General features: G+C 39.2%; 27 protein-coding genes. 11 read left to right on the top strand and 16 right to left on the bottom strand.

What is annotated here, in order from left to right; translation table 11 throughout:
• Positions 1–224 precede the first annotated feature (224 nt).
• Positions 225–401 (bottom strand): hypothetical protein, encoded by a 177-nt coding sequence (locus I6F42_RS09205; RefSeq protein ID WP_197151894.1) that lies wholly within the window; start codon positions 399–401, stop codon positions 225–227.
• Between the two features lie 156 nt (positions 402–557).
• Between I6F42_RS09205 and I6F42_RS09200 the strand changes: the two genes are divergently transcribed.
• From I6F42_RS09200 to I6F42_RS09190, 3 genes are all read left to right on the top strand, one after another.
• Complete coding sequence (locus I6F42_RS09200) at positions 558–992, top strand: thioesterase family protein (RefSeq protein ID WP_010553137.1); 435 nt, start codon at positions 558–560, stop codon at positions 990–992.
• Between the two features lie 9 nt (positions 993–1,001).
• Positions 1,002–2,054: an aldo/keto reductase gene (locus I6F42_RS09195; RefSeq protein WP_010553136.1), complete on the top strand. Its 1,053-nt coding sequence runs from the start codon at positions 1,002–1,004 to the stop codon at positions 2,052–2,054.
• Positions 2,055–2,170: 116 nt separating this feature from the next.
• Positions 2,171–3,094 (top strand): ABC transporter substrate-binding protein, encoded by a 924-nt coding sequence (locus I6F42_RS09190; protein WP_197151892.1) that lies wholly within the window; start codon positions 2,171–2,173, stop codon positions 3,092–3,094.
• Here I6F42_RS09190 and I6F42_RS09185 read toward each other — a convergent pair.
• The 6 genes from I6F42_RS09185 to I6F42_RS09160 all read right to left on the bottom strand — a co-directional run bounded on the left by I6F42_RS09185 (position 3,045) and on the right by I6F42_RS09160 (position 9,572).
• Entirely contained in the window at positions 3,045–3,665 is a 621-nt protein-coding gene (locus I6F42_RS09185; RefSeq protein WP_002958091.1) for a fumarylacetoacetate hydrolase family protein, read from the bottom strand. The two genes, I6F42_RS09190 and I6F42_RS09185, sit on opposite strands and share 50 nt — an antisense overlap.
• 379 nt (positions 3,666–4,044) lie before the next feature.
• The gene (locus tag I6F42_RS09180; RefSeq protein ID WP_010553133.1) at positions 4,045–6,012 is read right to left on the bottom strand and encodes a response regulator; all 1,968 of its coding nucleotides are present in this window, start codon (positions 6,010–6,012) and stop codon (positions 4,045–4,047) included.
• Between the two features lie 10 nt (positions 6,013–6,022).
• Complete coding sequence (locus I6F42_RS09175; RefSeq protein ID WP_007581526.1) at positions 6,023–6,484, bottom strand: response regulator; 462 nt, start codon at positions 6,482–6,484, stop codon at positions 6,023–6,025.
• A complete protein-coding gene (locus tag I6F42_RS09170; RefSeq protein WP_010553132.1) occupies positions 6,485–7,969 on the bottom strand; it encodes an ATP-binding protein in 1,485 nt (494 codons plus the stop codon).
• A 38-nt stretch (positions 7,970–8,007) separates the two neighbouring features.
• Positions 8,008–8,217, bottom strand: a complete 210-nt coding sequence (locus I6F42_RS09165; RefSeq protein WP_007581523.1) for a histidine kinase dimerization/phospho-acceptor domain-containing protein — start codon at positions 8,215–8,217, stop codon at positions 8,008–8,010.
• A 14-nt stretch (positions 8,218–8,231) separates the two neighbouring features.
• Positions 8,232–9,572 carry a sigma-54 dependent transcriptional regulator gene (locus tag I6F42_RS09160; protein ID WP_010553131.1) on the bottom strand — a complete coding sequence of 447 codons (1,341 nt, stop codon included), beginning with the start codon at positions 9,570–9,572 and terminating at the stop codon, positions 8,232–8,234.
• Positions 9,573–9,805: 233 nt separating this feature from the next.
• Here I6F42_RS09160 and I6F42_RS09155 point away from each other — a divergent pair, with 233 nt between their 5' ends.
• The 4 genes from I6F42_RS09155 to I6F42_RS09140 all read left to right on the top strand — a co-directional run bounded on the left by I6F42_RS09155 (position 9,806) and on the right by I6F42_RS09140 (position 13,682).
• Positions 9,806–10,321, top strand: coding sequence for an NUDIX hydrolase (locus I6F42_RS09155; protein ID WP_197151890.1), 516 nt, complete (start codon positions 9,806–9,808; stop codon positions 10,319–10,321).
• A 218-nt stretch (positions 10,322–10,539) separates the two neighbouring features.
• A complete protein-coding gene (locus I6F42_RS09150; protein WP_197151889.1) occupies positions 10,540–11,916 on the top strand; it encodes an NAD-dependent succinate-semialdehyde dehydrogenase in 1,377 nt (458 codons plus the stop codon).
• A gap of 624 nt (positions 11,917–12,540) precedes the next feature.
• Positions 12,541–12,966, top strand: coding sequence for a hypothetical protein (locus I6F42_RS09145; protein ID WP_197151888.1), 426 nt, complete (start codon positions 12,541–12,543; stop codon positions 12,964–12,966).
• Between the two features lie 182 nt (positions 12,967–13,148).
• On the top strand, positions 13,149–13,682 hold the full coding sequence (locus I6F42_RS09140; RefSeq protein ID WP_197151887.1) for a hypothetical protein: 534 nt from the start codon (positions 13,149–13,151) through the stop codon (positions 13,680–13,682).
• Here the strand turns inward: I6F42_RS09140 and I6F42_RS09135 are convergent.
• From I6F42_RS09135 to I6F42_RS09120, 4 genes are all read right to left on the bottom strand, one after another.
• Positions 13,679–13,870 carry a hypothetical protein gene (locus tag I6F42_RS09135; RefSeq protein ID WP_197151886.1) on the bottom strand — a complete coding sequence of 64 codons (192 nt, stop codon included), beginning with the start codon at positions 13,868–13,870 and terminating at the stop codon, positions 13,679–13,681. The two genes, I6F42_RS09140 and I6F42_RS09135, sit on opposite strands and share 4 nt — an antisense overlap.
• 258 nt (positions 13,871–14,128) lie before the next feature.
• Positions 14,129–15,208, bottom strand: a complete 1,080-nt coding sequence (locus I6F42_RS09130) for an endonuclease/exonuclease/phosphatase family protein (protein WP_024605831.1) — start codon at positions 15,206–15,208, stop codon at positions 14,129–14,131.
• 23 nt (positions 15,209–15,231) lie between these two features.
• Positions 15,232–15,594 (bottom strand): hypothetical protein, encoded by a 363-nt coding sequence (locus tag I6F42_RS09125; RefSeq protein WP_197151885.1) that lies wholly within the window; start codon positions 15,592–15,594, stop codon positions 15,232–15,234.
• Between the two features lie 76 nt (positions 15,595–15,670).
• On the bottom strand, positions 15,671–15,919 hold the full coding sequence (locus I6F42_RS09120; RefSeq protein ID WP_007581511.1) for a TIGR03643 family protein: 249 nt from the start codon (positions 15,917–15,919) through the stop codon (positions 15,671–15,673).
• 123 nt (positions 15,920–16,042) lie between these two features.
• Between I6F42_RS09120 and I6F42_RS09115 the strand changes: the two genes are divergently transcribed.
• The 3 genes from I6F42_RS09115 (at position 16,043) to I6F42_RS09105 (ending at position 19,553) form a co-directional block, all read left to right on the top strand.
• On the top strand, positions 16,043–16,732 hold the full coding sequence (locus I6F42_RS09115) for an ABC transporter substrate-binding protein (RefSeq protein WP_197151883.1): 690 nt from the start codon (positions 16,043–16,045) through the stop codon (positions 16,730–16,732).
• A gap of 29 nt (positions 16,733–16,761) precedes the next feature.
• Positions 16,762–17,418, top strand: a complete 657-nt coding sequence (locus I6F42_RS09110) for a YoaK family protein (RefSeq protein ID WP_010553123.1) — start codon at positions 16,762–16,764, stop codon at positions 17,416–17,418.
• Positions 17,419–17,492: 74 nt separating this feature from the next.
• Complete coding sequence (locus I6F42_RS09105; RefSeq protein ID WP_197151881.1) at positions 17,493–19,553, top strand: TonB-dependent receptor; 2,061 nt, start codon at positions 17,493–17,495, stop codon at positions 19,551–19,553.
• Between the two features lie 16 nt (positions 19,554–19,569).
• On the opposite strand, the gene I6F42_RS09100 is transcribed toward I6F42_RS09105, so the two are convergent.
• The gene (locus tag I6F42_RS09100) at positions 19,570–20,361 is read right to left on the bottom strand and encodes a helix-turn-helix domain-containing protein (protein WP_024605835.1); all 792 of its coding nucleotides are present in this window, start codon (positions 20,359–20,361) and stop codon (positions 19,570–19,572) included.
• Positions 20,362–20,467: 106 nt separating this feature from the next.
• On the opposite strand from I6F42_RS09100, the gene I6F42_RS09095 reads away from it, so the two are divergent.
• Positions 20,468–21,664 (top strand): MFS transporter, encoded by a 1,197-nt coding sequence (locus I6F42_RS09095; protein ID WP_197151879.1) that lies wholly within the window; start codon positions 20,468–20,470, stop codon positions 21,662–21,664.
• Here I6F42_RS09095 and I6F42_RS09090 read toward each other — a convergent pair.
• The 4 genes from I6F42_RS09090 to I6F42_RS09075 form a co-directional block, all read right to left on the bottom strand.
• Complete coding sequence (locus tag I6F42_RS09090) at positions 21,653–21,874, bottom strand: hypothetical protein (protein WP_010553120.1); 222 nt, start codon at positions 21,872–21,874, stop codon at positions 21,653–21,655. The genes I6F42_RS09095 and I6F42_RS09090 overlap by 12 nt on opposite strands.
• Positions 21,875–21,952: 78 nt before the next feature.
• Positions 21,953–22,402: a RidA family protein gene (locus tag I6F42_RS09085; RefSeq protein ID WP_231616329.1), complete on the bottom strand. Its 450-nt coding sequence runs from the start codon at positions 22,400–22,402 to the stop codon at positions 21,953–21,955.
• Between the two features lie 10 nt (positions 22,403–22,412).
• Positions 22,413–22,826: a GFA family protein gene (locus I6F42_RS09080; protein WP_024598859.1), complete on the bottom strand. Its 414-nt coding sequence runs from the start codon at positions 22,824–22,826 to the stop codon at positions 22,413–22,415.
• Between the two features lie 446 nt (positions 22,827–23,272).
• Positions 23,273–24,559: an amidohydrolase gene (locus tag I6F42_RS09075; protein WP_197151876.1), complete on the bottom strand. Its 1,287-nt coding sequence runs from the start codon at positions 24,557–24,559 to the stop codon at positions 23,273–23,275.
• Positions 24,560–24,700 lie beyond the last annotated feature (141 nt).

Here is a 24,700-nt window from a genome sequence, read left to right as displayed (position 1 = left end):
GGAGTATTTCAGTATGGGGTAGAGCCAAATTTTTAAGGCTGTACTTAATATTTTTCTTAAGTACCTACCTATGACATGGATGTAGGTAAGGGGCGTGAGCAGGACGCGGAAGCTTTGCTCGGTTTTTACTTAGCCCACTAGGTCACAAACCTCGCGCCGCGATTAAATAGCCCCTAGATTGAACAAATTTTAATCCTGAAAGGTCAACAGGCCCTAGTTAGCGATTAAAAAAAGCGCTTATTACCTTCTTGCTCTTTATAACCGCGCAACCAAAACATAACCTCGAAAAAAAACCCCGCTAACATCAAAATAATAGCACCTGATTCGTTACCCATTGCGTAACAAGCAAAAGAGGTCATAAAAACTAAACACGCTAAAAACCAATTAATTATATTTTTCATACATACCTCTACGTGTTTTTGTCTTGTGTTATTTAACTGTAGTCCCAAAATTAAACAGGTACAAATCACCTTACAAAAAAACATGATACTAATTACCTTGAGCTCATACCCCCATATTGATAATCTAAGTACTTTAAAATTAAGGGCCAATAAATAATGCAAACGTTTAAAGATCAGCACCCTATCCATACCGACATCACCGTAGCGTGGGCTGATATGGATGCACTACAACACGTAAATAATGTAGTGTATTTACGTTACTTTGAAATAGCCCGAATCGACTTCTTAAATAAAATAAATCTGTTCGATACAATAAGCCCTAATGGCGTGGGCCCGGTAATAAGCGAAAATAACATTCGTTATAAACGCCCAGTTACATTCCCAGATACGCTTACAGTCGGTGTTACTATTTCTGATATAAAAACAGACCGATTTGTTATGAATTACACCGTATTTAGTCACGCACAAAACGCTATAACAACCACAGGCACTTCAAAAGTGGTTATGTTTGATTTTGAAACAGGCCAAAAAGCCCTCATTGCAGAGCCTCTTTTATCGGCGTTAGTTAGCTACTCTCAAGACGAGCAATAAGGAATTCTCATGCAATACAGCCCACTTGGCAGCAGTGGTATTAACGTTTCAAGAGTATGTTTAGGCAGTATGACTTGGGGTAAACAAAATACTCAAAGCGATGCTGATGAACAAATAGCCTACGCGCTAGAGCAAGGCGTAAACTTTATTGATACAGCCGAAATGTATGCAGTACCGCCCTCTCCAGAGACCTATGGAAAAACTGAGGAAATTATTGGCGATTGGCTATCGCGTAATCAGCAAAAGCGCAGCGATGTGGTACTTGCTACAAAAATTGCAGGCAATGGATTATCGTGGGTACGTGATGGTGGCAATATTACGCGCCAAACGGTAATTGAAGCCGTAGACGATTCACTTAAGCGCCTTAAAACCAACTACATTGATTTATATCAGCTGCATTGGCCAAACCGCTCTACCCCGCACTTTGGCAGACAATGGCCCGGCACTCTTAAATTTACCGACGTAAATACACAAGAGCAGCAAGCTAGTATGCTTGATATTCTAGAGGGCCTTAATGAATGTGTTAAAGCAGGTAAAATTAAGCACTGCGGTTTATCTGACGATACGCCATGGGGTATAAGCCAGTTTTTAAGTTTGGCCAAAGAGCATAACTTACCGCGTATGGTATCTATTCAAAATGAGTTTAGCTTAGCGCACGCTAAAGACTGGCCGTATTTAATAGAACAATGTGTACACGAAGATATTGCCTACTTACCGTGGTCGCCTTTAGCAGCTGGTTTATTAACGGGTAAATACCTAAACGGTGCTCGCCCAGAAGGATCTCGTTGGACCTTCATGCAGCGCAACGGTATTTTTAGAGATACACCCAATGCAGAGCAAGCCACTAAGCAGTATGTTGATCTGGCTCATGCAAACAATATTACTCCAGCACAACTAGCACTCGCATGGTGTAACCAAGTAGATGGCGTAACCTCTTCAATTATTGGTGCAACAAACATAGCTCAATTAAAAGAAGATATTGATGCATTTAACATCACGTTAAGCGACGAAATTCTTAGTGAGATTAACACTATATTTAGAAACCATCCGATGCCTTATTAAGCATGTATGAGTTAAAGCAGCCTTGAATGAGGTTGCTTTTTAACTAGAATATTTGACCTTACTACAACCAACACTATACTTTTATTAAGTTTTCTTAATTCAACGAACACTTATCAATGCTGAAAAACGGATACTATGCATTTTGCTTATTAATTGTATTTAACGCGCATGCTGTTGAACAAAAATTACAGCCTCTAGAAGAAATTATTTGGCTGCAAAGTTACACGCCCCCTTTTCATATAGCTAAAAGCGAAAGTGCACCACAAGGCGGAATTTGCGACAACCTAACCGAGCAACTCATTAGAACAATAAAAGATGTAAAACATACCCGCTTAATTGTTCCTCAGCAGCGTATAAATAAATATTTAAATGAAGGAAAAAATGTATGTTTTCCGTGTGTTATTTATAAAAAAAATAATAACCAACAACTTAACTACTCAAATCCAACAACGGTATATCCCCCATTTTCAATTATCACGACTAAAGAGCTAAAGCCGCAATTGGAAGAAAAGCACGGCTCGCCTATTCACCTTATTAATTTATTAACCGACCCGCAATACGTATACGGGCAAGCTGCTGCACGTAAATTTACAACTAAAATTAATACAATTATTGAAAACACAAAACGAGATAAAGAATCGTCGCTAAGTTGGAGTAGCGAAAATGAAAGTCAGGCTGTTATAGCACGCTTGAGTCACGGCTTTTTAGACTACTCAATTGATTACCCGTTTATGGCCGATTACTTTAATAAACAAGGGGAATATACGAATATAGAAAGTGTCCCAATTGCAGAAAATGACATTCAATTTATACGAGGAGCAATAGGTTGTGCGGCTAACGCACCTAATAATTTTGCACAGCAAGCGCTTAAAAAAATTAACCGCGCGCTAAAAAATAATGTACTACAATCGCCTGAGTATCAACAAAGTCAGCATAATTGGCTTAAAACTACCTTTGCCGACTTTGATAAACACTACCAACAGCAAGTTATTAATTTTTACTTACTTGCCACTGATGCTCAAGCAAGCACTGATCATTAGCATAAAGTGCCACAGCAAAAATACTTTTAGGTGTTACCTCGCCTACGCCCGACGGTGTGCCTGTCATTACTACATCACCATCTTCTAAGCTCATAAATTCACTAATTTCTTGTAAAATTGAGTCCGGATTATGCAGCATAAAATGAGTATCGCCTCGCTGAATTACTTCATTATTAATTTTAAGTTCAAAAGTAAAGTGCTTCATTGTCTCTGTTAGCGCTACAAAATCAGTTAAAATAACAGAGCCGTCGAACGCTTTTGCGCGCTCCCATGGAAGTCCTTTATTTTTTAATTTACTTTGCACAGTACGCTTAGTTAAATCAAGGCCGAGTCCAACCCCTACAAATTTTTTATTTTTAACTACAAAACATAGCTCGGTTTCATAATGCAGCGTATCGCCGTTATGAGCCGCAAATAACGTATTAGTAATTGCACTATTTGGTTTGTTAAATAATACCATTTTGTCTGGCGTTTCGTTATTTAGCTCTGCAATGTGTGCGGTATAGTTACGGCCAACACACACTACTTTTGATGGTGTTAATTCTTCAGATACTAACTTTATTGAATGCATATAAATAATGTCTCAGTTATTGGACCTGTTGACCTTTCAGGATTAAAATTTGTTCAATTTAGGGGCTATTTAATCGCGGCGCCAGGTTTGTAACCTAGTGGGCTCGGTAACTGCTCCTGCGTTACCCTACTGGCTTACATCCATGTAAGAATAAGTAAAAACCGAGCAAAGCTTCCGCGTCCTGCTCACGCCCCTTACCTAAATCCATGTAGGCAACAAAGAGTAAATAGCCCCTGGGCAGAACCCTTCGGGCAGCGCGTGTTTGGCATTTGTGCTACGTTATCGCCTATTTATGGGTAATAACCACACTACACAGGCTCTGCCTTGCCTAAATACCAAACATACTGCTGCAAATTTAACCTCGAAAGATAAACAGGCCCTAGCTAATAAGCGTTTCAAGTAAGCTCAAATTAATAGGTTTAAGTAAAACTCGGTCAATATTTAAATCTTTTATTTCTTTAGGATCTGGCTCTGCGCCACTTACAATCACCAAGCGTAGCTCTGGATATCGCTCATTAACTTGCTGGCCTAAATCAATGCCACGCCCATCAGGTAAATGCATGTCTAACAATACCTTATTAAATTGCTGGTCGTGATTAAGTATTTGCAAACATTGTGCGCAGCTAGACGCAATGACGGTTTCAACGCCTAGACTTTCTAAAAGTAGCTGCGTAATTTGCGCTGCATCGTGATCGTCTTCAACAAGTAAAAAGCGCTGCTTTTTCTCGGTTAAGCCCTTACTACAATTTATATCTTTAGCTTGCGGTGCATGCTCTGGCGCTACCAAATAATCTTGCAAACATTGATATAAAGCCGCGCTATCAACAGGTTTTGGTATTACATCGTTAAAGCCAAGTGCAGCAAGCTCCTCATGTATGCCTTTCATAGTAGCGGCAGTGAGCGCGATTATTGGGCCTTTGTAACCCATTTTTCTAAGCTCTATGGTAGCTTCCTTGCCGCCCATTACAGGCATATGAATATCAATAAAAATAATGTCGTAAGGCGCTTTATACGCATCGGCAATACGCACTTTTTCAAGCGCTTGTTGGCCATGTTCGGCATAATCTACGCGCGCACCACAGGTACTGATCATATGACCGACTAGCATGCGTAAATCACGTAAATCATCAACTACTAATACTCGCCCATGCACTTTACATGGAGCCGATTTACTTTGTAGTTGTGGCGCACTGCTAAAATTAAGTACCTGTCGTTCTACTTCGCTAATATCACCTGGGTAAACCGAAATAGTAAACGTAGAGCCTTTACCAATTTCAGAATGCAAACTAATATCACCGTGCATACGTGCTAACAATTCAGCACATATTGCCAAGCCTAAGCCTGCGCCACCTACAGAGCGTGATTCTACATCAGCTATTTGTTCAAATGGCTTGAATATTAGTTCTTGTTTTTCAGGGGCAATGCCCATGCCTGAGTCTTTAATGCTAAAAAATAGCATTTCACGATCATCAACCCACTGCGTCCACGCATTAACAACAATTTCGCCTTTATCGGTAAATTTAACCGCATTGTTTATTAGATTTATTAAAATTTGGCGAACTCTTGTTGCATCAAGTCGTGCAACCAAAGGTAATGGCTGATGAGATTCAAAGCGCAGCGTAAGGCCCTTATCTAGCACCGATACGCGCATTAGCGTGTATACATCGGCAAGCATGCTATCAAGGTTAACTTCGCTTAGGGTAAGTTCCAGTTTATCGGCTGCTATTTTAGATAAGTCGAGCACATCGTTTAACAGGCTCAATAAATGTTTACCGTTTCGATAAATAACACCCAATTCATTTTCTGCTTGCTGACTAAAGTCGCTCTGCATTAATAGTTCGGTGTAACCTAAAATAGACGATAGAGGGGTACGTAATTCGTGGCTTAAATGAGCTAAAAAGCGGTCTTTTGAGCGATTTTCAGCTTCGGCCTTTAAACGCTCTACTCGCTCACCTTCAACATCTTTACGAGCAAGTGCATAACGAATAGCGCGCGCAAAGCGGCTCGAACTCATTTCTGTTTTTATTAAATAATCTACTGCACCGGCATCAAGCGCTGCCGAGTCTAACTCGTCGTTTGACTGCCCAGTAAGCATAATTATGGGGCCGCTAAAGCCATTAGCAATCGCTTCTTTTAATACATCTAAACCATTAGATGCACCCAAGCGGTAATCAAGCAGGCAAATGTCATGCTCGTTTTTACTAAGCGTTGCAATTGCCTGCTCTGGGGAACTTATCCATTGAATGTTAAACGTGTGTGAATCCAATTGGTCCAGATAGTCGCAGGTGAGTATGTAATCATCTTCATCATCTTCTACAAGCAGCAACTGAGTCACTTTATCTAACATACAATCTCCATTAATCGTTAAATGTTGTCGGTAGCTCTACAAACTCTACCCAGTATTTTCCTAGCGTTTTCATCAAATCAACTAAACCATCAAACGTCACTGGCTTAGTAATATAAGATGCAGCACCTAAGTTATACCCTTTAACCATGTCTTCTTCTTGCTTAGACGTAGTTAATATAACAACCGGGATTCCCTTTAAATTAGGGTTTGCTTTTATAGCTTCAAGTGCTTCACGACCATCCATTCTTGGCATGTTTAAATCAAGTAATATCAATCCTGGTCGTGGCGACACTGTTTTGTCTTCAAACTTACCTTTACGTTCTAAATATTCAAGTAACTCAACGCCATCTTCAACAAAATGAAGTTCGTTAAGTACACGGCTTTCGGCAAGGGCATCTTGTGTTAACAAACGATCATCTTCATCATCGTCTGCCATTAAAATAGTAATAGGTTTTACTTTTGAATAGGGCATTTAAGCCTCTCCTTGCAATGTGAAAAGCGCAGCTTCCACAGGTAGTTTTATAATGAAGGTTGCACCTTCACCGTCTTTACTTTTTGCTGTAATTGTTCCGCCATGACGTTCCACAATACGCCTACATACAGAAAGGCCAATACCTGTGCCTTTATATTGTGAGCGACCGTGCAAACGTTGAAACGGTACAAATATTTTATCGGCATAGTCCTGTGAAAAACCAATACCGTTATCTTCTATAGTAATAACTTGAAAGCTCAAATTGGTATTATGATCCTCACTAAAAATATCTTTATCTTGGTAGCTGATTTTTATATGTGGACTTACACCTGGGCGCCTAAATTTTACAGCGTTCGACAACAAGTTTAAAAACAGCTGCTGCATTTGGCTTTTATCAGCCTGAATAACCGGTAAGTCTTCTACATCAATTTGTGCATCTGACTCTTTTATCGCAATTTCTAAATCACTTAATATATCGGTTACTACTTCGTTTAAATTTGTATCATCGAAGTCTTTGCCGCGCGTAGTAATACGCGAGAACTCTAATAGATCATTAATTAAGTTAGACATGCGTTGCGCTGCATTTTTCATGCGGCCAATGTAATCAATCCCTTTTTCACCAAGCTCATCTTTAAACATGGTTTCGAGGCGGTCACTAAAGGCTTGAATTTTTCTAAGCGGTTCTTGTAAGTCATGGCTCGCTACAAAAGCAAACTCTTCAAGCTCTCGGTTACTTCGGCTCAGTTCGTCAGAATACAACGTTAATTCTTGCGTACGCTCAGACACTTTAGTTGCTAAAGTCTCGTTTTGTTTTTCAAGCTCAAAACGATACTTAGCTGCATTTCTTAAATTAAGACGTGTCATTACAAACATACCAATAATAAGTAATAAGCTTGTGATTGCTGTAATAGCAAACGTGATTTTAGCTTCATTCTTAATTTGCGCTAACTTTGAAAAATGGCTCACTTTAAAGAGTAATTCACGGTCTTGAATTTCATTAACATACTCTCTAATTTGCTTATAAAGCTCCCGACCTTTATGTGTATTTAACACATAAATTGCACGTCGCTCTTTGTCATCCAATGCTAGGTTTACAGTTTGCTTCAGCTCTTTAATTTTGCTATCAACTAGTACTAACAACTGAGCAATACGCTCAGCTTGGCCGTCAATCTCAGAGTGTAGTGACTTAACATGATCTGTTTGAGCTTCAATTTGTCCAATAGCATCGTAATAAGGCGTTAAATAGTCAGTCTCTTCTGTTAATAAATAACCGCGCTGACCAGACTCAGCCTGCACTATTGATAAATGCAGTTGCTCAATTGCCGCTGTCAGCATATTAGTGTTATCTAAACTCTTTTGGGTTTGCGTTAAACCTTGAATCGTATTCAATGCTAAAACTGCGTTACCTACAATAATACTTAACACAACAACTATAAAAGCTGCCCAAGTAACATTCGCTTTACCTTGCTGTTTTTGCTTGCTCATTTAGCTTCCCGAATTAGAGTTTGTACAACACTTACTATTTATTGAGAGTCAGTTATTTTTTGTAAACTTTCACTACACTGTTGGCAATTGTTAATAATTTTATCAAGTGCATCTAGCGCTTTTTCTTTTGGCATATCGTTTTCAAGTACCAACTTAATAAGCTCTGCATTCATCGATATACGATTAAGCGGCGCTCTTGCATCGTGTACTAATTTATTTAGTTGCTCTGTTTGGTTATCGGATGTCATGCCCTTCCTCAAATCTATTTATATTCGCCAATACCGCCATATGCATTAAGGCGGTTATAAAGTGTTTTGGTGCTAATACCCAGCATTTGTGCAGCAAGCGTTTTATTACCTTGCACCTTATCGAGCGTTGCATGAATAAGTTCTTTTTCAACTTCTTCAATGGTTTGTCCTGCTGATACTGGCTTTTCGGCCGCTTGGTTATTAACGCGCGAAAAAGGCGACTCTAAGTTATCAGGTAGAGTAATGTCGCTGGTTTGCGGATCGCTCATAATAAATGCACGGTGTATAGCGTGGCGAAGCTCTCGTACATTACCTGGCCATTCATAGCTTTGTAACTCTTTTAGCTGCGCTGGCGTCCAACTAAATGGGGTACCGTTTTCATCATTAAGCTGATCTAAAAATGCTTTAGCTAATAAAGGAATATCTTCTTTTCTATCGCGAAGTGGCGGTATATCAATAGGAAAAACAGCCAACCTAAAGTAAATATCTTCACGAATAATATTATTTTGCGCTAAATCGGTAAGCGAGCGGTTAGTGGCTGAAATAACACGACAATTGGTTGGTATTTCTCTGTTACCACCTACGCGTGTTACTTTTTTAGTTTCAAGTACTCGCAGTAAATTTGGCTGCATATCAATTGGCATTTCGGTTACTTCATCTAAAAACAAAGTACCGTTATTTGATTGCTCAAACACACCTTCTTTACGTGCTATTGCGCCTGTAAATGCGCCTTTTTCGTGGCCAAATAACTCACTACCAATTAACTCTTTGGAAAGTGCGCCACAGTTGCTAGCAACTAATGGGCCTTCGCACTGGCTTGCGTTATGAATAGCTTGAGCCACTACTTCTTTACCTGCACCACTTTCACCCATAAGCATCACGTTAGCGTTTGTTTTAGCTACGCGTTCAATCATGTTGTATAGTTTTTGCATTGGCTCAGACTCACCAATTAACCCACCAAAGTGGCGTGTAATACCGCTCGACTTGGCTTTTTTAACTGTTTTTTTAGGGCCATTTAAAACGAGTTCTAAATCTTCGCGTTGTAATGGTTTTAATAAATGCCCTACATTTGGCTCACACATTTCAGCTAAAATGCCTTTAACTGAAGGATGACCCGATATAAGTGTAATTTTTGGAGATTGCCCAATCGTTTTTAAATGATCAAGTAAGTGCAAACCGCTACCATCAGGTAACATAAAATCAAGTAGCACATGGTCAAAGGTATTATTTTCAAACCATTGATGTGCTTCTTTTAAACTGGTGGCGGTGCTTATATTGTGGCCGAGGAATTCGACTATGTGGCAAACAACGTCACTAAATTCAACGTCATCGTCTACTAAAAGTATGTCTAACATGATAAATCCCTATGCTTTTTTTCTTATTCTACGCATCCTAAATATTAATTTAAAGGCACGCCTAGAATCTAATTACTTAAATAGCTAAGTAATCCAATGCTATTTATTTTACCAACCTAATATTTACGTATGCTTAAAAAAAACGTTCACAAATTACGAAAAATAATTAAAATCGTTTCTATTTATAGAATGGTAGCAACTGTTATCATTAAAAGCTTAAAAAAGGAGACGAAATGCAGCAATTAAAAACCTTAGTTCATTCAGGTATTAATATTGACCACGGTAGTCAGTTTACGCGCTTAACAGCTCGCGCCATTGTTATTAAAAATAATAAAATACTTTTAATGTATACAAACCGCTATGAAGATTACAGCTTACCGGGTGGTGGAGTAGATGAAGGCGAAAGTATTGAACAAGGCTTAATTCGCGAACTAAGCGAAGAAACCGGTGCACAACAAATAAGTGTAGTTAAAGCCTTTGGACTCTATGAAGAGTATCGCCCTTGGTATAAAGAAGACTTTGATATTATTCATATCAAATCGTATTGCTTTGTATGTAATATTGCCGACGAGTTTGGCAAAGCACAGTTAGAGCATTATGAGCAGCAAAATGGCATGACTGCTAAATGGGTTGATATTAACGATGCAATTGCTCATAACGAGCGCACACTTGCTAACAGTGAAAAACAAGGACTCTCCATTTTACGAGAAACCTACCTACTAAAGCGCATTGTTAAAGAACTTCTATAAGTTGAATAAGCATGAGCAGTCAACCTTGTAAATTTTGCATCAATCAGAACTTTTTACTGCTTTGGATAATATATTCATAGTAGTAAAAAGTTATTAGCAGAATAAAAAACCCAAAATAGATAATACATTTCAATAGCTTGAGATTAATTAATACTGTTTTTTTGATATTGGCTTTCGTTTTGCACCCTTATAGATAATTAATTTGTAAGGAGATAGAAATGAGTAACACAGTTAAAACGATTAATCCGGCAACTGAGCAAACCATTGAAACCTACACGCTACTTTCTCAAAAAGAAGCAGAACAGGTAATCGAAAAATCTCACGAAACATATTTAAAATGGCGCTTAACGTCGTTCACTGAACGTGCGAGATACCTTAATAAGTTAGCCTCACTTTTCGAAGAGCAAAAAGAATCTATCGCAAAACTCATGACCGAAGAAATGGGTAAAGTATACGAGCAAGGCTTTCAAGAAGTTGAACTATGTGCAGGAATTTGTCGTTACACAGCCGAACAAGGCCCACAAGTACTTGCTGACGAAGAACGTGACATGGACGGCGGTCGTGCAATTATCAGCTACCAACCAACAGGTGTACTATTAGGTATTCAACCGTGGAACTTCCCGCTTTATCAGGTAATTCGCTACAGTGCTGCCAACATAATGGCGGGTAACACAACCGTATTAAAACATGCTGGTAACGTATTTGGCATGGCTGAAAAAATTGAAGAGCTATTTAAACAAGCCGGTTTCCCAGAGCACTGTTTCAGCAACTTACTCATCGACGGTAAAACCGCCAGCTCACTCATTGCGCACAAAGCAATTAGCGGCGTAACCTTTACAGGTAGTGATGCCACAGGTAAAAAAGTAGCTGCAGAAGCGGGTAAATACGCTAAAAAAACAGTGTTAGAACTGGGTAGCAACGATGCATACTTAGTACTCGATGACGCTGATTTAGAGCTTGCAGTTAAAACCTGTGTAACAGGTCGCATGATCAATAACGGCGAAACGTGTGTTTCAGCTAAACGTTATGTTGTTGTTGAGTCACTTTACGATGACTTTAAAGCACAAATTAAAGAGCAGTTCGAAGCCATGAAAATGGGCGACCCAATGGCTGATGGCACAGACTTAGGCCCAATGGCTCGTGAAGATTTACGCGACGGCATTCACGACCAAGTAATGGAATCAGTTAAAGCAGGTGCAAACATAGTAACGGGTGGCGAAATACCATCGCAAACAGGTTACTACTACCCACCAACGCTACTTGATAACCTATCACCTGGCATGCCGGCCTACGATGACGAATTATTTGGCCCTGTCGCTTCGCTTATTAAAGCGAAAGATAACGACGATGCTATGCGCATCGCCAACGATTCTCGCTACGGTTTAGGCGGTGGTATTTTCTCAAAAGATGAGAAAAAAGCCATTGAGCTTGCTAAAAAGTACTTCGACACCGGCATGATCAACATTAACGGCTACGGTTTAGCACAACCTAACCTACCATTTGGTGGCGTTAAAGGCAGTGGCTACGGCAGAGAACACGGCGGTTTTGGTATGCGCGAATTTGTTAATGTTAAAAGCATTATGATCGCCAGCTAATTTAGCTGCATAAATGAAACAAGTATTTTAAATACAGATTCTTAATATGTGTTTAAAACACAAAATTACTAAGCCTAAAAGTGGGTAACCACTTTTAGGCTTTTTTTTATAACTTTTAGAAGATTGCTTTTAGAAAGTAGTTTTCAGGAGGCAGTACTTAGTTTTTAGTAAGAGATAGTACCGAGTTTTGGATATATTCGTAGGTGCGATTTTACATCGCGCTTTTAAGAATTAAATATCCTTCAAAATAAAAAGTTACAAACTAACCATTACTACTTCATTAAATTTTAATAATTTAAAAACTCACTTCACAATTTAGCTTATTTAATAAAAACGTAAGTACGCTGCTTTTATCGTTATTTTAAATTGCGTTAACAAACCTGTTAAGTATTGTATTTAAAGGCATAAACATAGTGAGGACTATTACAGAAAACATCACAACAATGATGCTTAAACAGAGCTAGACCAAGTACGATTAAACCCAGTACTAACTATTGATATGTGGAAGCTGAAACTTGAAAGACAGAAATGAGCGATAAGCGGTCATTGTATTTATCAGCTTATGAGTTAAAGTTGCTTGCAAGGTTACGTGAATAGAATAGATTACATTATTATGAGGTTTAGATGGCTAATTTAAAAATTTCTGATTATAAAAACACTCTGAAACCGAATGCCCAATTTTTTAAAACATTCGGTTATGACAGTTCTTCGAAAGTACCTGAAGCCCCACCTATTCCAATAAACCCAGTGAATGAAAAGTTAAATGATATACACTCTCAATATAAAAGTGACTCATCGAAAAAGTCTCAATCTGAAAAAAGGTGGAATTTTATTATGCTGTTGTTTGCGTTACTTAGTTTAGTAACGGCTACTTTTTTTTCAGTTTTATCTTATGTTTCATCTAACCAATCATCAGCTAAATTAGAAAAGATTATTTTGGAGAAAAATGTTTTATTAAGAGAAAACTTAGCTTCAAAAAGATTTAATGAAAATAATTCAGTGGAAACAAAAGTAGTAATAAAACCTAAAGAACAATCGATAGAAAAGTAAATTTCAGAAAAACCACAAAAGATTAATCACCCATCAGGACGTAGAGGCAATATTTTAGTTTGAGCGAAAAACAGTCATATAAATAATTGGAATACGATTAACTCTACAGTTGCATATTCAAAGTGTTTGTATTTATTATACGGAATACTCTTTGTCGAGCGTTACACGTAAGGAACTATGTTGTGCTAGATAGCTTTGAAAATTTATTAGAAATACTGAAAACCGAGGATGAAATTGGAAAAGTCATTCGCACTCATATACATTTTGAAAATGCCATAAATCACTTTCTTTTTATTGCTTTAGAAAAACCGCAAAATTTGACTAATGTTAAATTAGACTATTATGGAAAAACAAATTTGGCAGCGTGTCTTGGTTTACATGAAGATATTATTAAACCTTTAATTTCCATCGGAAAGATAAGAAATTCTTTTGCACATAATTTAGATAATAAAATAGATGCAGATAAGATTAATAATTTTTTTAACAGTTTCTCTAATAAATCTAAGGAAGAAATGATTCAAAATTGTATCAATAAAAAAAAACCTTGGTTCCCGGAAGCTAAAAGTTGGAAAGATATAGCAATTGCAGAAAGGTTTTTTGTTATGTGCTTTTCTTTATTTGGTGAAATTCGAAGCGCTATTACCGTACTTGAGTTTAATAAAAAAGAATTACAGCTAAAAATAGAACTTTATGATTTAAATGCGAAATTTAATTAGTGACCGCTCATGGTACTTTCTAGCCACTCGACAACATAAACGTGGTAAGTTGTGTTGTTAGCCAATTTATTATTTTTGTCGGATGGCGTGGCTTCGCCACTGATCTGACCTACGTCAAAATGTAGGTTGGTTAAGCCGAAGGCGCCACCCAACAGAGTTTCAGATTCACGCCTTGAATGTCCGCTCATGGCACTTTCTAGCCACTCGACAACATAAACGCGGTAAGTCGTGTTGTTACTAGCCAATTCATCATTTTTGTCGGATGGTAGGTTGGTTAAGCCGTAGGCGCCACCCAACAGAGTTTTAGATTTACACCTTGAAGGTTCGCTATTGGCACTCGCCAGCCACTCGACAACATAAAATATTGATTATAATTTGCAAGGTATTTTACTGTGTCGGATGGCGCTTCGCTTATCCGACCTACACTGGCTAAAAACTAGCAGCTCTCACTTCTCCTCAAACCTCGGCACTTTTCGCTTATCTGCCTTATTCATAGCAAGCTCTTGAATTTCTTCTTGCTTGTGCTGCGCCGATTTAGTTTCTAATGATTGCTGATTAGCGTTTTCGTAAGAAAGCTCAGTCAGTAGCGCAAAGTGATCAGAGCCATACTTAGCTAAGCGCTTAATACGTTTTACTTTAAAACCTTCGCTGTGAAATAAGTGATCGAGCGGCCAACGCATAAAAAAGTAACTTGCATGAAAGGTGTTATAAAAACCACGGCCTTTTCGAGGGTCTAAAAAGCCACTTATCTGCATAAACAAACGGGTGCTACGCGACCATGCTACGTCGTTTAAATCACCGGCAACTATGGTAGGTCGTGTTGGGTTTTTAAGTGCTTTAGCCACCATTATTAGCTCTGAGTCGCGCGGACGCGATGAGTCTTCTTCGGTCGGGCTTGGCGGTGCTGGGTGAATAAAGTGCCCTTGCATTTGCAGGCCTTCATCGTTTTCAAACAGAATATGAATTGAGGGAATATCTTCTTCTATGAGCTCACATATTTGTGCATCGAGTATTTTAAACTTGCTGTATAAGTGCATGCCGTAACGATTGTCTTTAGGGCATTCTATGTAATACGGGTAATTTTTTTTGATGACTGATAATTTATTTTCCCACCAGCTATCGCTCTCAAGCGTAATAAGTAGGTCGGGTTGATGCTCATCAACAAGGCTAATTAACTGCTCACTTTTATGGTTCGACATAAGTACATTTGCCGACATAATCCTTATACTATGATCTATATGCTTAGGTGCGCTTTGCACTTCTTTTTTAGCAAGCCACGTATACGGGTAAATCCATTTACCTTGTAAAATCATTATAAGTAATGAGGTTAAGGCTATAAACACGTAACCTATTTCGCTACTTTGCCATAATAAAAACAACGAAGTAACGGCGACAAAACTGGCAATATAAAAAACCTGTAAACGAACAAAGTCGCAGCTACGCACTAAGTAATGCTGGCTGTACGACATAGGTAGTAAGGTAACCAGTAAAAAAAAGCCAATAATTATAGCCAGCGCAATGAGCATTTTAATATCCTTATAAAGTTAATTTAGCGACTTAAAATTGAAAGTATTTCTCGAGTATCGTGCACCATATGGATAACTGTACGGTCTATTTCAATACTCACTGTACCATTATCTCTAGAGCGTTCAATCACTCTACCTCGTTTGTATAAATCACGATCTAAATAGTCGCCTCGGTGGTAGCTTTTACTTAGCCCTGGTGGCGTCCAACCTGCACGAATTAGCTGCTTAGCCTCTTTTTTAGAAAGGTAGACATTGTCGTTATGCTTATGTGAATGATGCTTTTTATGGCCGTGTTTATGACCATGCTTATCTTTATGCGGTTTTGCATCTGCGCTTATTGAAAATAAAGCCAATGCTATTAGTACTGTGTGTATAGGTGCTCTCATAAATAATCTCTAGCATAATTAATAGCTAAAGATTAACAAACACGGATGAACATCATATGAAACAACTAACACTTATTTAACGTTGTTTATATTGTGTTTTACAGTGGCTTCGCATAATGGCGGGATCGCGTAATTTTAAATGTTTTGTTTTACGACCTGCATGGCGCTTACGCCACACTTTAAAACTGCCTTTTGAAACATTGTCTCGCATAAAAACCACCAGCTGCGGATACTTTAATCCGTATAGCTGCTCTATAGCCTCGTAGGGGGTTCTATCTTCCCACGCCATTTCGATAATGCGTGACTGCTGCTCTGCGTTAAACATGGTATATCTCACAAATTTTAACTTATACGCTAGGTAAAAATACTTAGATCAATGCAATTAAGCTCAGTAACTGTATAATTGGCGTTCAAGTTATGTACTTTAAAAGATATCGAATTTATATTTATGCGCGCAATATTTCTGTTTTTAGCTTTAACTTTACCTTCGTTATTACTTGCAGCGCCAAGTAAAACCCTGCGCTGCGTAACAACCCACTACCCGCCTTTTACTATATTTGATGAGAAAAGCGATACGTTCACGGGTTTAGATATTGAATATTTAACCTTTATTGAGCGTAATTTAAATCTTAAAATTGACGTAATTCATCTGCCATGGGCGCGCGTTAAAAAAGAAATGGCGCTGGGTTACTACGACTGCTATTTCTCTTTGGCCAATACAGAGGAACGTGCAAAGTATTTAGATTTTACAAGCGTGCCCTTGCATACTACTAAGTATGGTTTATTTACTTTAAACAAAGATAAATTGCTTACTGACGATTTATTTAATGCCCCAATAGCGATGCTGCGCGGTGTTGCTTTGCCTGAGGTTATTGCTACAAAGTACAACCTTGATGAGAGTAATTTACTTCGCTCACTTTCAACTAAAGACACTTTTGAGCTACTAGAAAAAAAACGTGTTGAATACGCAATAACTAACTATCAAGCGGGTTTGTGGTACTCAAAAGAATATAAAAACATTTATGCTCGGCAATTAAATGAGTTTACGTTTCCTACTTACATTGCTTTTAAGCGTGGCGTAATAGATACAAAATTAGTTGATGAGCAAATAAAGCGTTTTAAAGCACAAACTCAATAATTAACACTGCACACGTTAAGAGATAACCAATGTTTACAAAACTACCAAAGTGGGTTGAATATGGCGCGTTTACGCTCGCATTTATAGCGGGCATAGTAAACGCTGTAGGCTTATTAGGATTTGAGCACCAGGCTATTTCGCATGTATCTGGCTCTGTTACTTTACTTGGTATTAAAGCAATAACTAATCCCAGTACTGCCTTATTGCTACTTTCAATAATTATCAGCTTTATGTTGGGTTCGGCACTGTCGGGCTTTTTGCTCTCTGGTGGCTCATTAAAACTTGGTCGTCATTACGACACTTTGCTTTTTATTGAAGGATTGCTACTACTTGCGAGTGCTTATTTACTCAAAAACACATTCGTTTACGGCATTGTTTTAACGTCTGCTGCGTGTGGGTTACAAAATGCGCTAGCAACTAATTACAGTGGTGCTGTTATACGTACGACACATTTAACCGGTATTTTTACTGACCTTGGTTTAATGCTAGGTAAAGCGCTTAAAGGTGAGCAATTTGATGCCCGTAAAGGCGTTATGTTTTTGCTCATTATTGCAGGCTTTTTACTAGGCGGTATAACCGGCTACGTTTTATTTAAGCATTACTTAGTGCTGGCTTTGGTGTTTCCTGCTGTGGCTTGTTTTGTTTTATCAATTACGTATCGGGTTTATAGGTTACGTACGCTTTAACGCAACAAGTTTAAATGCATATTAAAACCGCATATTATAGAGGCAATGCAATATAGATTACTTTCAAGGAATGTATGAAACCTTATTTTTTGCCGCTGATATTACCCTTTAGCCACACTGCGTTTGCCGATAATCAAAACAACGATGCAATAGAAACCATAACAACTACGGCATCACGTATTGAAGCGCTATCGACCCCACTCCCTTTATCAATAAGCACACTAACTCAAGCGCAGCTAAATAGCATAGCGCCTACCCATATTGAAGAAGCCCTGCAACGTGTAGCAGGGGCTAATATTCAACGCGGAAATGGCCAAGAATATTTATCCGCGCTGCGCTCACAAGTACTTTCGGGCGCAGGCGCTTGTGGTGGCATATTGACTCTAGAAGATGGCATACCACTGAGAGCCGCTGGGTTTTGTAATATAAACGAGCTATTTGAGGCGCACAGCGAAATGGCGCAGCGCATTGAAGTATTAAAAGGCCCTGGCTCTGCACTTTATGGCTCAAATGCTGTGCATGGTGTTATTAATGTAATAACGCCTGACACTACTCAAGGCGGTGGTTTAGTTGGTTTAGATTATGGCTCGTACGGTTATACTCGCTACAAATTACGTGCAGGACAAGATTACGGCAACAGCGGCATAGGCATTAACGCAAGTGTTACCGACGATAGCGGTTACCGCGACGACGAAAGCGTAGAGCAACAAAAAGTTAATATTCGCCATCGCTATTCAAATAATAATTTATTACTTACCTCAGGCCTTACTTACACAAATCTTGATCAGCAAACGGCTGGATTTATTACAGGCTTTGAAAGCTATAAAAACGAAGACCTCTCGCAAAAAAACTTTGACCCAGACGCATTTAGAAAAGCACGTGCATTTAGAGCATGGAGCAATGCAACATGGCAATTAAATAACGATGATGTGCTCTCTACTACGTTATATTTTCGCGACCAAAGCATGGACTTTTTTAAGCACTTTTTACCCGGCACACCGCTTGAAAAAAACAGTCAAACCGGCTTTGGTGTGCAATCGCTTTATCAACATAATTTACAAAGTAATGTAAAAGTAAACCTAGGGCTTGATGGCGAATACACGCAAGCCGACTTTACTCAAAGCCAAAATGAGCCCACTCAAGGCTCTGCATTTTTAGTTGCTACAGTACCACAAGGCAAACATTACGATTACGATGTAAACGCGACGCTTTATGCCCCTTTTGCATCACTTGATTGGCAATTAAATAAGTGGTTACTTACCGCAGGTGTGCGCTACGAGCATATGCAGTACGACTACACCAATAATATGCTAGCAGGCAGAGCAAAAGACGATGGCACAGAATGCGGCTTTGGTGGCTGTCGATACAGCCGCCCTGAAAGTGGAAAAAATAGTTTTAGTAATTTATCGCCAAAGCTTGGGGTTAGTTATCAGTACAATACAAATAACACGCTTTATGCAAACTTTTCTCGCGGTTACAGAGCGCCACAAGCGGCTGAGCTATACCAATTACAACGCGAGCAAACCACTGCAAATTTAAGCGCCGAAATAGCCAATAACGCAGAGCTGGGTATTAAAGGGATTTACGAAAAACTACGTTATGGTGTGTCACTTTACGCTATGAGTAAACACAATACGATTTACCGCGATAGCGACTTTTTTACGGTAAATAATGGCAGCTCTCGCCATCGTGGTATTGAGCTTGAGCTTGACTACCAGCTCACTAAGTCGCTTGCGCTTAACTTTGCTGGCACTCACGCAAAGCATACTTATACTAACAACCAAATACTTAACGGTTTAAATATAAACGGCAACGACATAGATACCGCGCCGCGTAATATTGCTAATATCGATTTAACATGGAAGGCATTAAACAACGCGCAATTTGCTTTGCAGTGGCACCGCGTTGGTAACTACTACACCGACCCAGAAAACTTAAATAAATACCAAGGGCATGATGTTTTAAGCCTGCGCGCTCAGTGGCAAGTTACTAATAACCTTGAAGTGCTTGCCCGCATTATAAATTTAACCAATGAGGCTTATGCAGAGCGCGCCGATTACACCAGCTTTACCGGCGACAGGTACTTTCCTGGCAAACCGCGTAACGCGATGTTATCAGCGACCTATACTTGGTAAGCTTTTAGCTATCAAGTTAATTTAACTGATTTAAGTCGCTCATGTATTTCATGGGCGATTTTTTCATTACCTTTTTAAACATAGTAATAAATGCACTCACCGACTCATACCCTAATAACTCCGACACCTGCTGCACACTTTGCTTATCAGAAAGCGCTTTTAAGGCTGTAATTATATGCAATTGCGTACGCCATTTTCCAAATGTCATACCTGTTTCTTTTTTAATTAACCGCGCTAATGTGCGCTCAGTTAATGCAAACTGCTTAGCCCATTGTGGTAGTGTTTTTCGATTGTTTGGCTTGTTTATGAGCTGATCGCTCATAGTTTGAATTACCTCATTTTTAGATAATACAAAATCGAGTGGTTGTACTGGCATTTCAATAAGTTGATCAAATAACACCTGCGCTAAACGCGCTGTTTTACTATTTAAAGTATAGTGCTGATTATGCGCAGCCAACTCGCACATTAGCTCTTTAACCAGCGGCGTAATGGCTAAAGTACAAGTATTTAGCGGCATACCGTTTTTACTACTATCAATAAATAAATGACAAAGCTGCGCGTTATCAGACGCCCTATTACTATGCACCTTTTGTGCTGGGATCCAAATTGCACTGTGCGTAGGCACCATCCACATTTTTGCTGACACTTCACACGTTACATAACCATGTAGCGCTAAAATTAATTGCCCTTTTGGATGAGTGTGCAATGGTATTTCGTGACTTGCATGGGCGTGCTCTATTTTGGCTATTATGGGCTGCGCCATAGTTTCAAAATTTTTAATGTCGTCCCAGCCAATTGCATCAAACATAGTTTTGTCTGTTTTTAGTTATTTAATGTCATTATCTCTAAATTATAGTTTTTGCTAAGCCTTTATACTAGCGCCCATTAAGTATTAGCTTTAATGGTCTTCCCTTTTGTTAAATAACACACCTAAATCACGCTTTGCTGGCATATTACTTGTGCTTGGCATATTACTTATTGCCGCAAATTTACGCGCCACATTTACAGGTATTGCACCTGTGCTTGAACAAATTATTAATCACTTTGGGCTTAGCGCATCACAAGCCGGTTTTTTAACAACGTTGCCACTCATTGCCTTTGCTATTGTATCGCCAATGGCCGCAACTATTGCTAAAAAGCAAGGGCTAGAGCGCACCTTGTTTGTAGCTTTGTTATTTATACTTGCAGGGGTTGCAGCGCGGGTAATAAATACCTCAGCCATGCTTTTTGTAGGCACCGCTATTATTGGTGTGGGCATTGCCATTGCAAACGTATTATTACCAAGTTTAATTAAGCGCGATTTTCCTGCAAAGGTTGCGTTAATGACCTCAGCTTATGTGCTCACTATGGGCGTGGTATCGGGTGGGTTTTCTACTTTAGTATTCCCACTTAGTCAGTTAAACGGGTTAGGATGGCAACTTGCGCTAGGCTCATCAGCCCTTATTACTCTGGCGAGTATTATTGTATGGATGTCGCAATTAAGTAAGCACACAAAACCCGCGAGTATTGCTCAACACGCTAACACGTCAAAAAGTGTATGGCGCTATTTACTAGCATGGCAAATTACCCTACTGCTGGGCTTAAACTCGTTTTTAAATTATATAATTATTACGTGGTTACCTAGCATATTAACCGAAGCTGGCCAAAGTGCTACGCAAGCAGGTGCTTATCATGGGGCTTTTCAAATTGCGACCGCATTGCCAGGTTTTATATTAATTCCGCTACTTGCCAAATTAAAAGATCAAAGCGCGCTTAGCTTTATTTTAGCTATGCTCAGTGCACTTAGTGCATTGGGGCTGCTTTACATGCCTAACTTTGCCTTTGTGTGGACCTTAATGCTGGGCTTTTGCTCTGGTGGGTGCTTTATACTAGGGCTTTCATTTATTAGTTTGCGAACAGATGATTCACAACAAGCGGCGTCGCTTTCGGGTATGTCGCAAAGTGTAGGGTATTTACTTGCCGCTATTGGACCTATGCTAGCTGGGGCATTACACACTGCAACAGGCAGTTGGAGTGCGCCATTATGGTTATGCGCTATTGCCGGTGTACTGTGTGCTTTATGTGGTTTAGGCAGTGGTAAAAATACCACTTTAGCTAAATCAGCTAACTAGTTGCTGTAACCACGAAAATAAACCAGACGAAGTTTTTTTGCTCGTGTGTTTTTGCTCATAGCGTTTATTAGTTGCTTCGCGCTGTTCACGGCGCTCTTGTGCTAAATTAGCTTTTGCGGCAAAACGTAGACGCTGCTCTTGAGTTAGCTCATCATTAAAACTAATGGCTGTTTTTTTAACTGCTCGGCTGCTTTTAGGTGAACTACACATAATATTTCCTCTGTTATGTAACTATTCAAATAGACAGCCGTTTAGCTAATAAAATTTCAGAAAAACTTAACTTTTAATTTAAAGTGAACCTATACACTCAACTTCTACTAAAGAATCAAGCGCTAACGCCTTTACAGCAAAAGCACTACGTGCAGGATACGGCGCACTAAAATACTGAGTATAAATGGCATTAAATGCTTTAAAGTCGTTTATGTCAGTAAGCATAACCGTGCATTTAACTATATTGCTCATGCTGTAGTTATATTGCTCTAAAGTGCGTTTAATATTTTCAAGTGTTTGTTTAGTCTCGCCTTCAAAACCACCAGCCGCTAACTTACCGGTTGCAGGGTTAATCCCTATTTGGCCCGACATATAAAGCGTATTACCAGCTTTTACTATTTGCGAAAATGGTAAGTTAGGATTAGCTTTGCCTACATTTAAAAAGTCGATATTACTCGAAGCTGCAAATGCACTGCCGGTAATTAATGTACTTGCTAAAAAAGCGGTTTTTATCAGTGAGCTCATCATCTGGCTTACCTTATTTTTGTGGTGTGGTTTCAAAAGCAGGAACTTCGTGTAAATTATTTAACCATGTAAGCGTTGATTGTGACCAAATTTGTGCAGACGGTTTAAACTCATCGCGCTGATCAACCGCACCAATACGCAACCCATAAACACGACCTTCTTTTTCTGCATTTGTAGCATAAAGTGTTGTACCACATGTGCCACAAAAGCCCTGCGCACGCTTGTTACCACTTTGGGCTGTTTTAACAAACTCTTTTGGCTCACCTTGGGTAAACACAACCGAGTTTGGCTCTGCAATTATAACGGCTCTAAATGGACCGCTCGACATACGTTGGCAATCGCTGCAATGGCAAACAAGTGCATTGTTATTTTGAGACTTTGCTTGGTATTTAATTTCACCACAGTAACAGCTTCCAGTAATTTCCATTATTTAAATCCTTAATGCTTATGAAGATTGAATCGAGATATAAGACCGGCAGTATCGATTCATTATTTTTAAAATATAAAAATTGCTCACCGGTTCATTTGTATGCTCGGCTAGATTTTTAATTTTGAGAGTGGTTTCCAACGTTAAACAAGTGCTACAAACATGATCCGATGTTTTAAATAAAACAGCAATACCACGTTAAGCTAATAGCGTAACGTGGTGCGTCTAAATTATTTTCATACCAATTCGCTTAATTAGGTTGTCTATTTTGAGGTAAGAAAATCGTGTCGATAACAAGGAAAAAAATTCGTTATTTAGTTGTTCTCGGCAATTGCTCCTGCATTGCTCTACCTCCTGCATCCATGCAGTCGTATATGAGAATTTTTTAACGAAGTTAACGTGCGGTTTAATCCCTCAAATTGATTATGTATTATTGCGAGTTGGTATTAATGTGCGTTCAAATAATCAACAGCTAATAGGCTAAGCGCCTTAGTGCCTACTTTAAACGATGATTCGTCGGCATAAAAATAAGGTGAGTGATTACTAGCCACTGTATTTAAATCTTGCTCACTTGGTGTGCCGCCTAAAAATACAAATACACTCGGCACTTCTAATGCGTAAAACGAAAAGTCTTCTGCGCCGGTTATTTTTCCCATTTCAACTACGTTTTCATTACCTGCTGCTTTTTTAAGGCTAGGTAACATTTGCGCAGTTAACTTTGGGTTATTAATCGTTACCGGATAACCTTCGTGAATGTGTACCTCTGCAGTTGCACCCGACGATTTAGCAATGTGCGTGGCTGTGGTTTTTATTTTTTCAAATATTTGTGCTCGGTTATCCATATCAAAGTTACGAATTGTACCTACCATTTCAACTTCTTCAGGAATAATATTATTGCGTACGCCTCCCGCTATTTTTCCAAACGAGACAATAGCGGGCTCTTTGGTAATGTTGATTTGGCGACTAACAATATGATTTACGCCTGTTACTATTTGCGCAGCTGCGGCAATTGGGTCAACCCCTGTCCACGGTGCAGAGCCGTGTGCCTGCTTGCCATGTACAGTTATTTCAAATCGGTCTGCACTGGCCATTGCAGGGCCACTTCTATAACCAATTTTACCGCTGTGCAAACTAGATGTTATGTGTAACCCAAAAGCAGCTTCTGGTTTGTATTGTTTAAATATGCCTTCTTTAAGCATTAGCTCAGCGCCACCCTCTTCCCCCTCTGGTGCGCCTTCTTCTGCAGGCTGAAATACAAACATAATATTACCGTGTAGCTCATCTTTCATGTTTGCAAGCACTTGTGCAGCGCCCATTAGCATGGCCACGTGCGTGTCGTGTCCACAAGCATGCATTATGCCTACATCTACACCACGGTAATTAGTGGTTTTAGTTGATTTAAAATCAACATCTGCTTTTTCAGTAACTGGCAGCGCGTCCATATCTGCGCGTAGCATTACTGTCGGGCCTGGCTTTGCACCTTTTAATAGCCCTACAACACCTGTATAAGCAATCCCTGTTTGTACTTCCATACCCAGCGACTTTAAGTGCTTAGCGACAATACCTGCTGTGCGGGTTTCGCGATTTCCAAGCTCAGGGTTTTGATGAAAATCACGTCGCCAATCAATAACCTGTTGCTCTACCTTTTTCACTTGCTGATCAATGTTTGCATTGGCATTAAACGCACTAAGGGCAGCAAAGCCCAGCGCTATTGAAATTAGTGATTTTTTCATCCTGTTTGTCCTTATTATATTTATTGGTTTTATAATATTGATGAGCACGAGCCCTTTTATACTATTGAGAACATAATTAGTTCGCTCTATAACCACTATTACTGAAGGCTCTACAATAATCAATCCCATTTAAGCTAGATG

It is taken from the genome of Pseudoalteromonas sp. SWYJZ12, from assembly GCF_015864395.1.
GTDB lineage: Bacteria > Pseudomonadota > Gammaproteobacteria > Enterobacterales > Alteromonadaceae > Pseudoalteromonas > Pseudoalteromonas arctica.
This window is presented reverse-complemented; position numbering and strand designations above follow the sequence as displayed.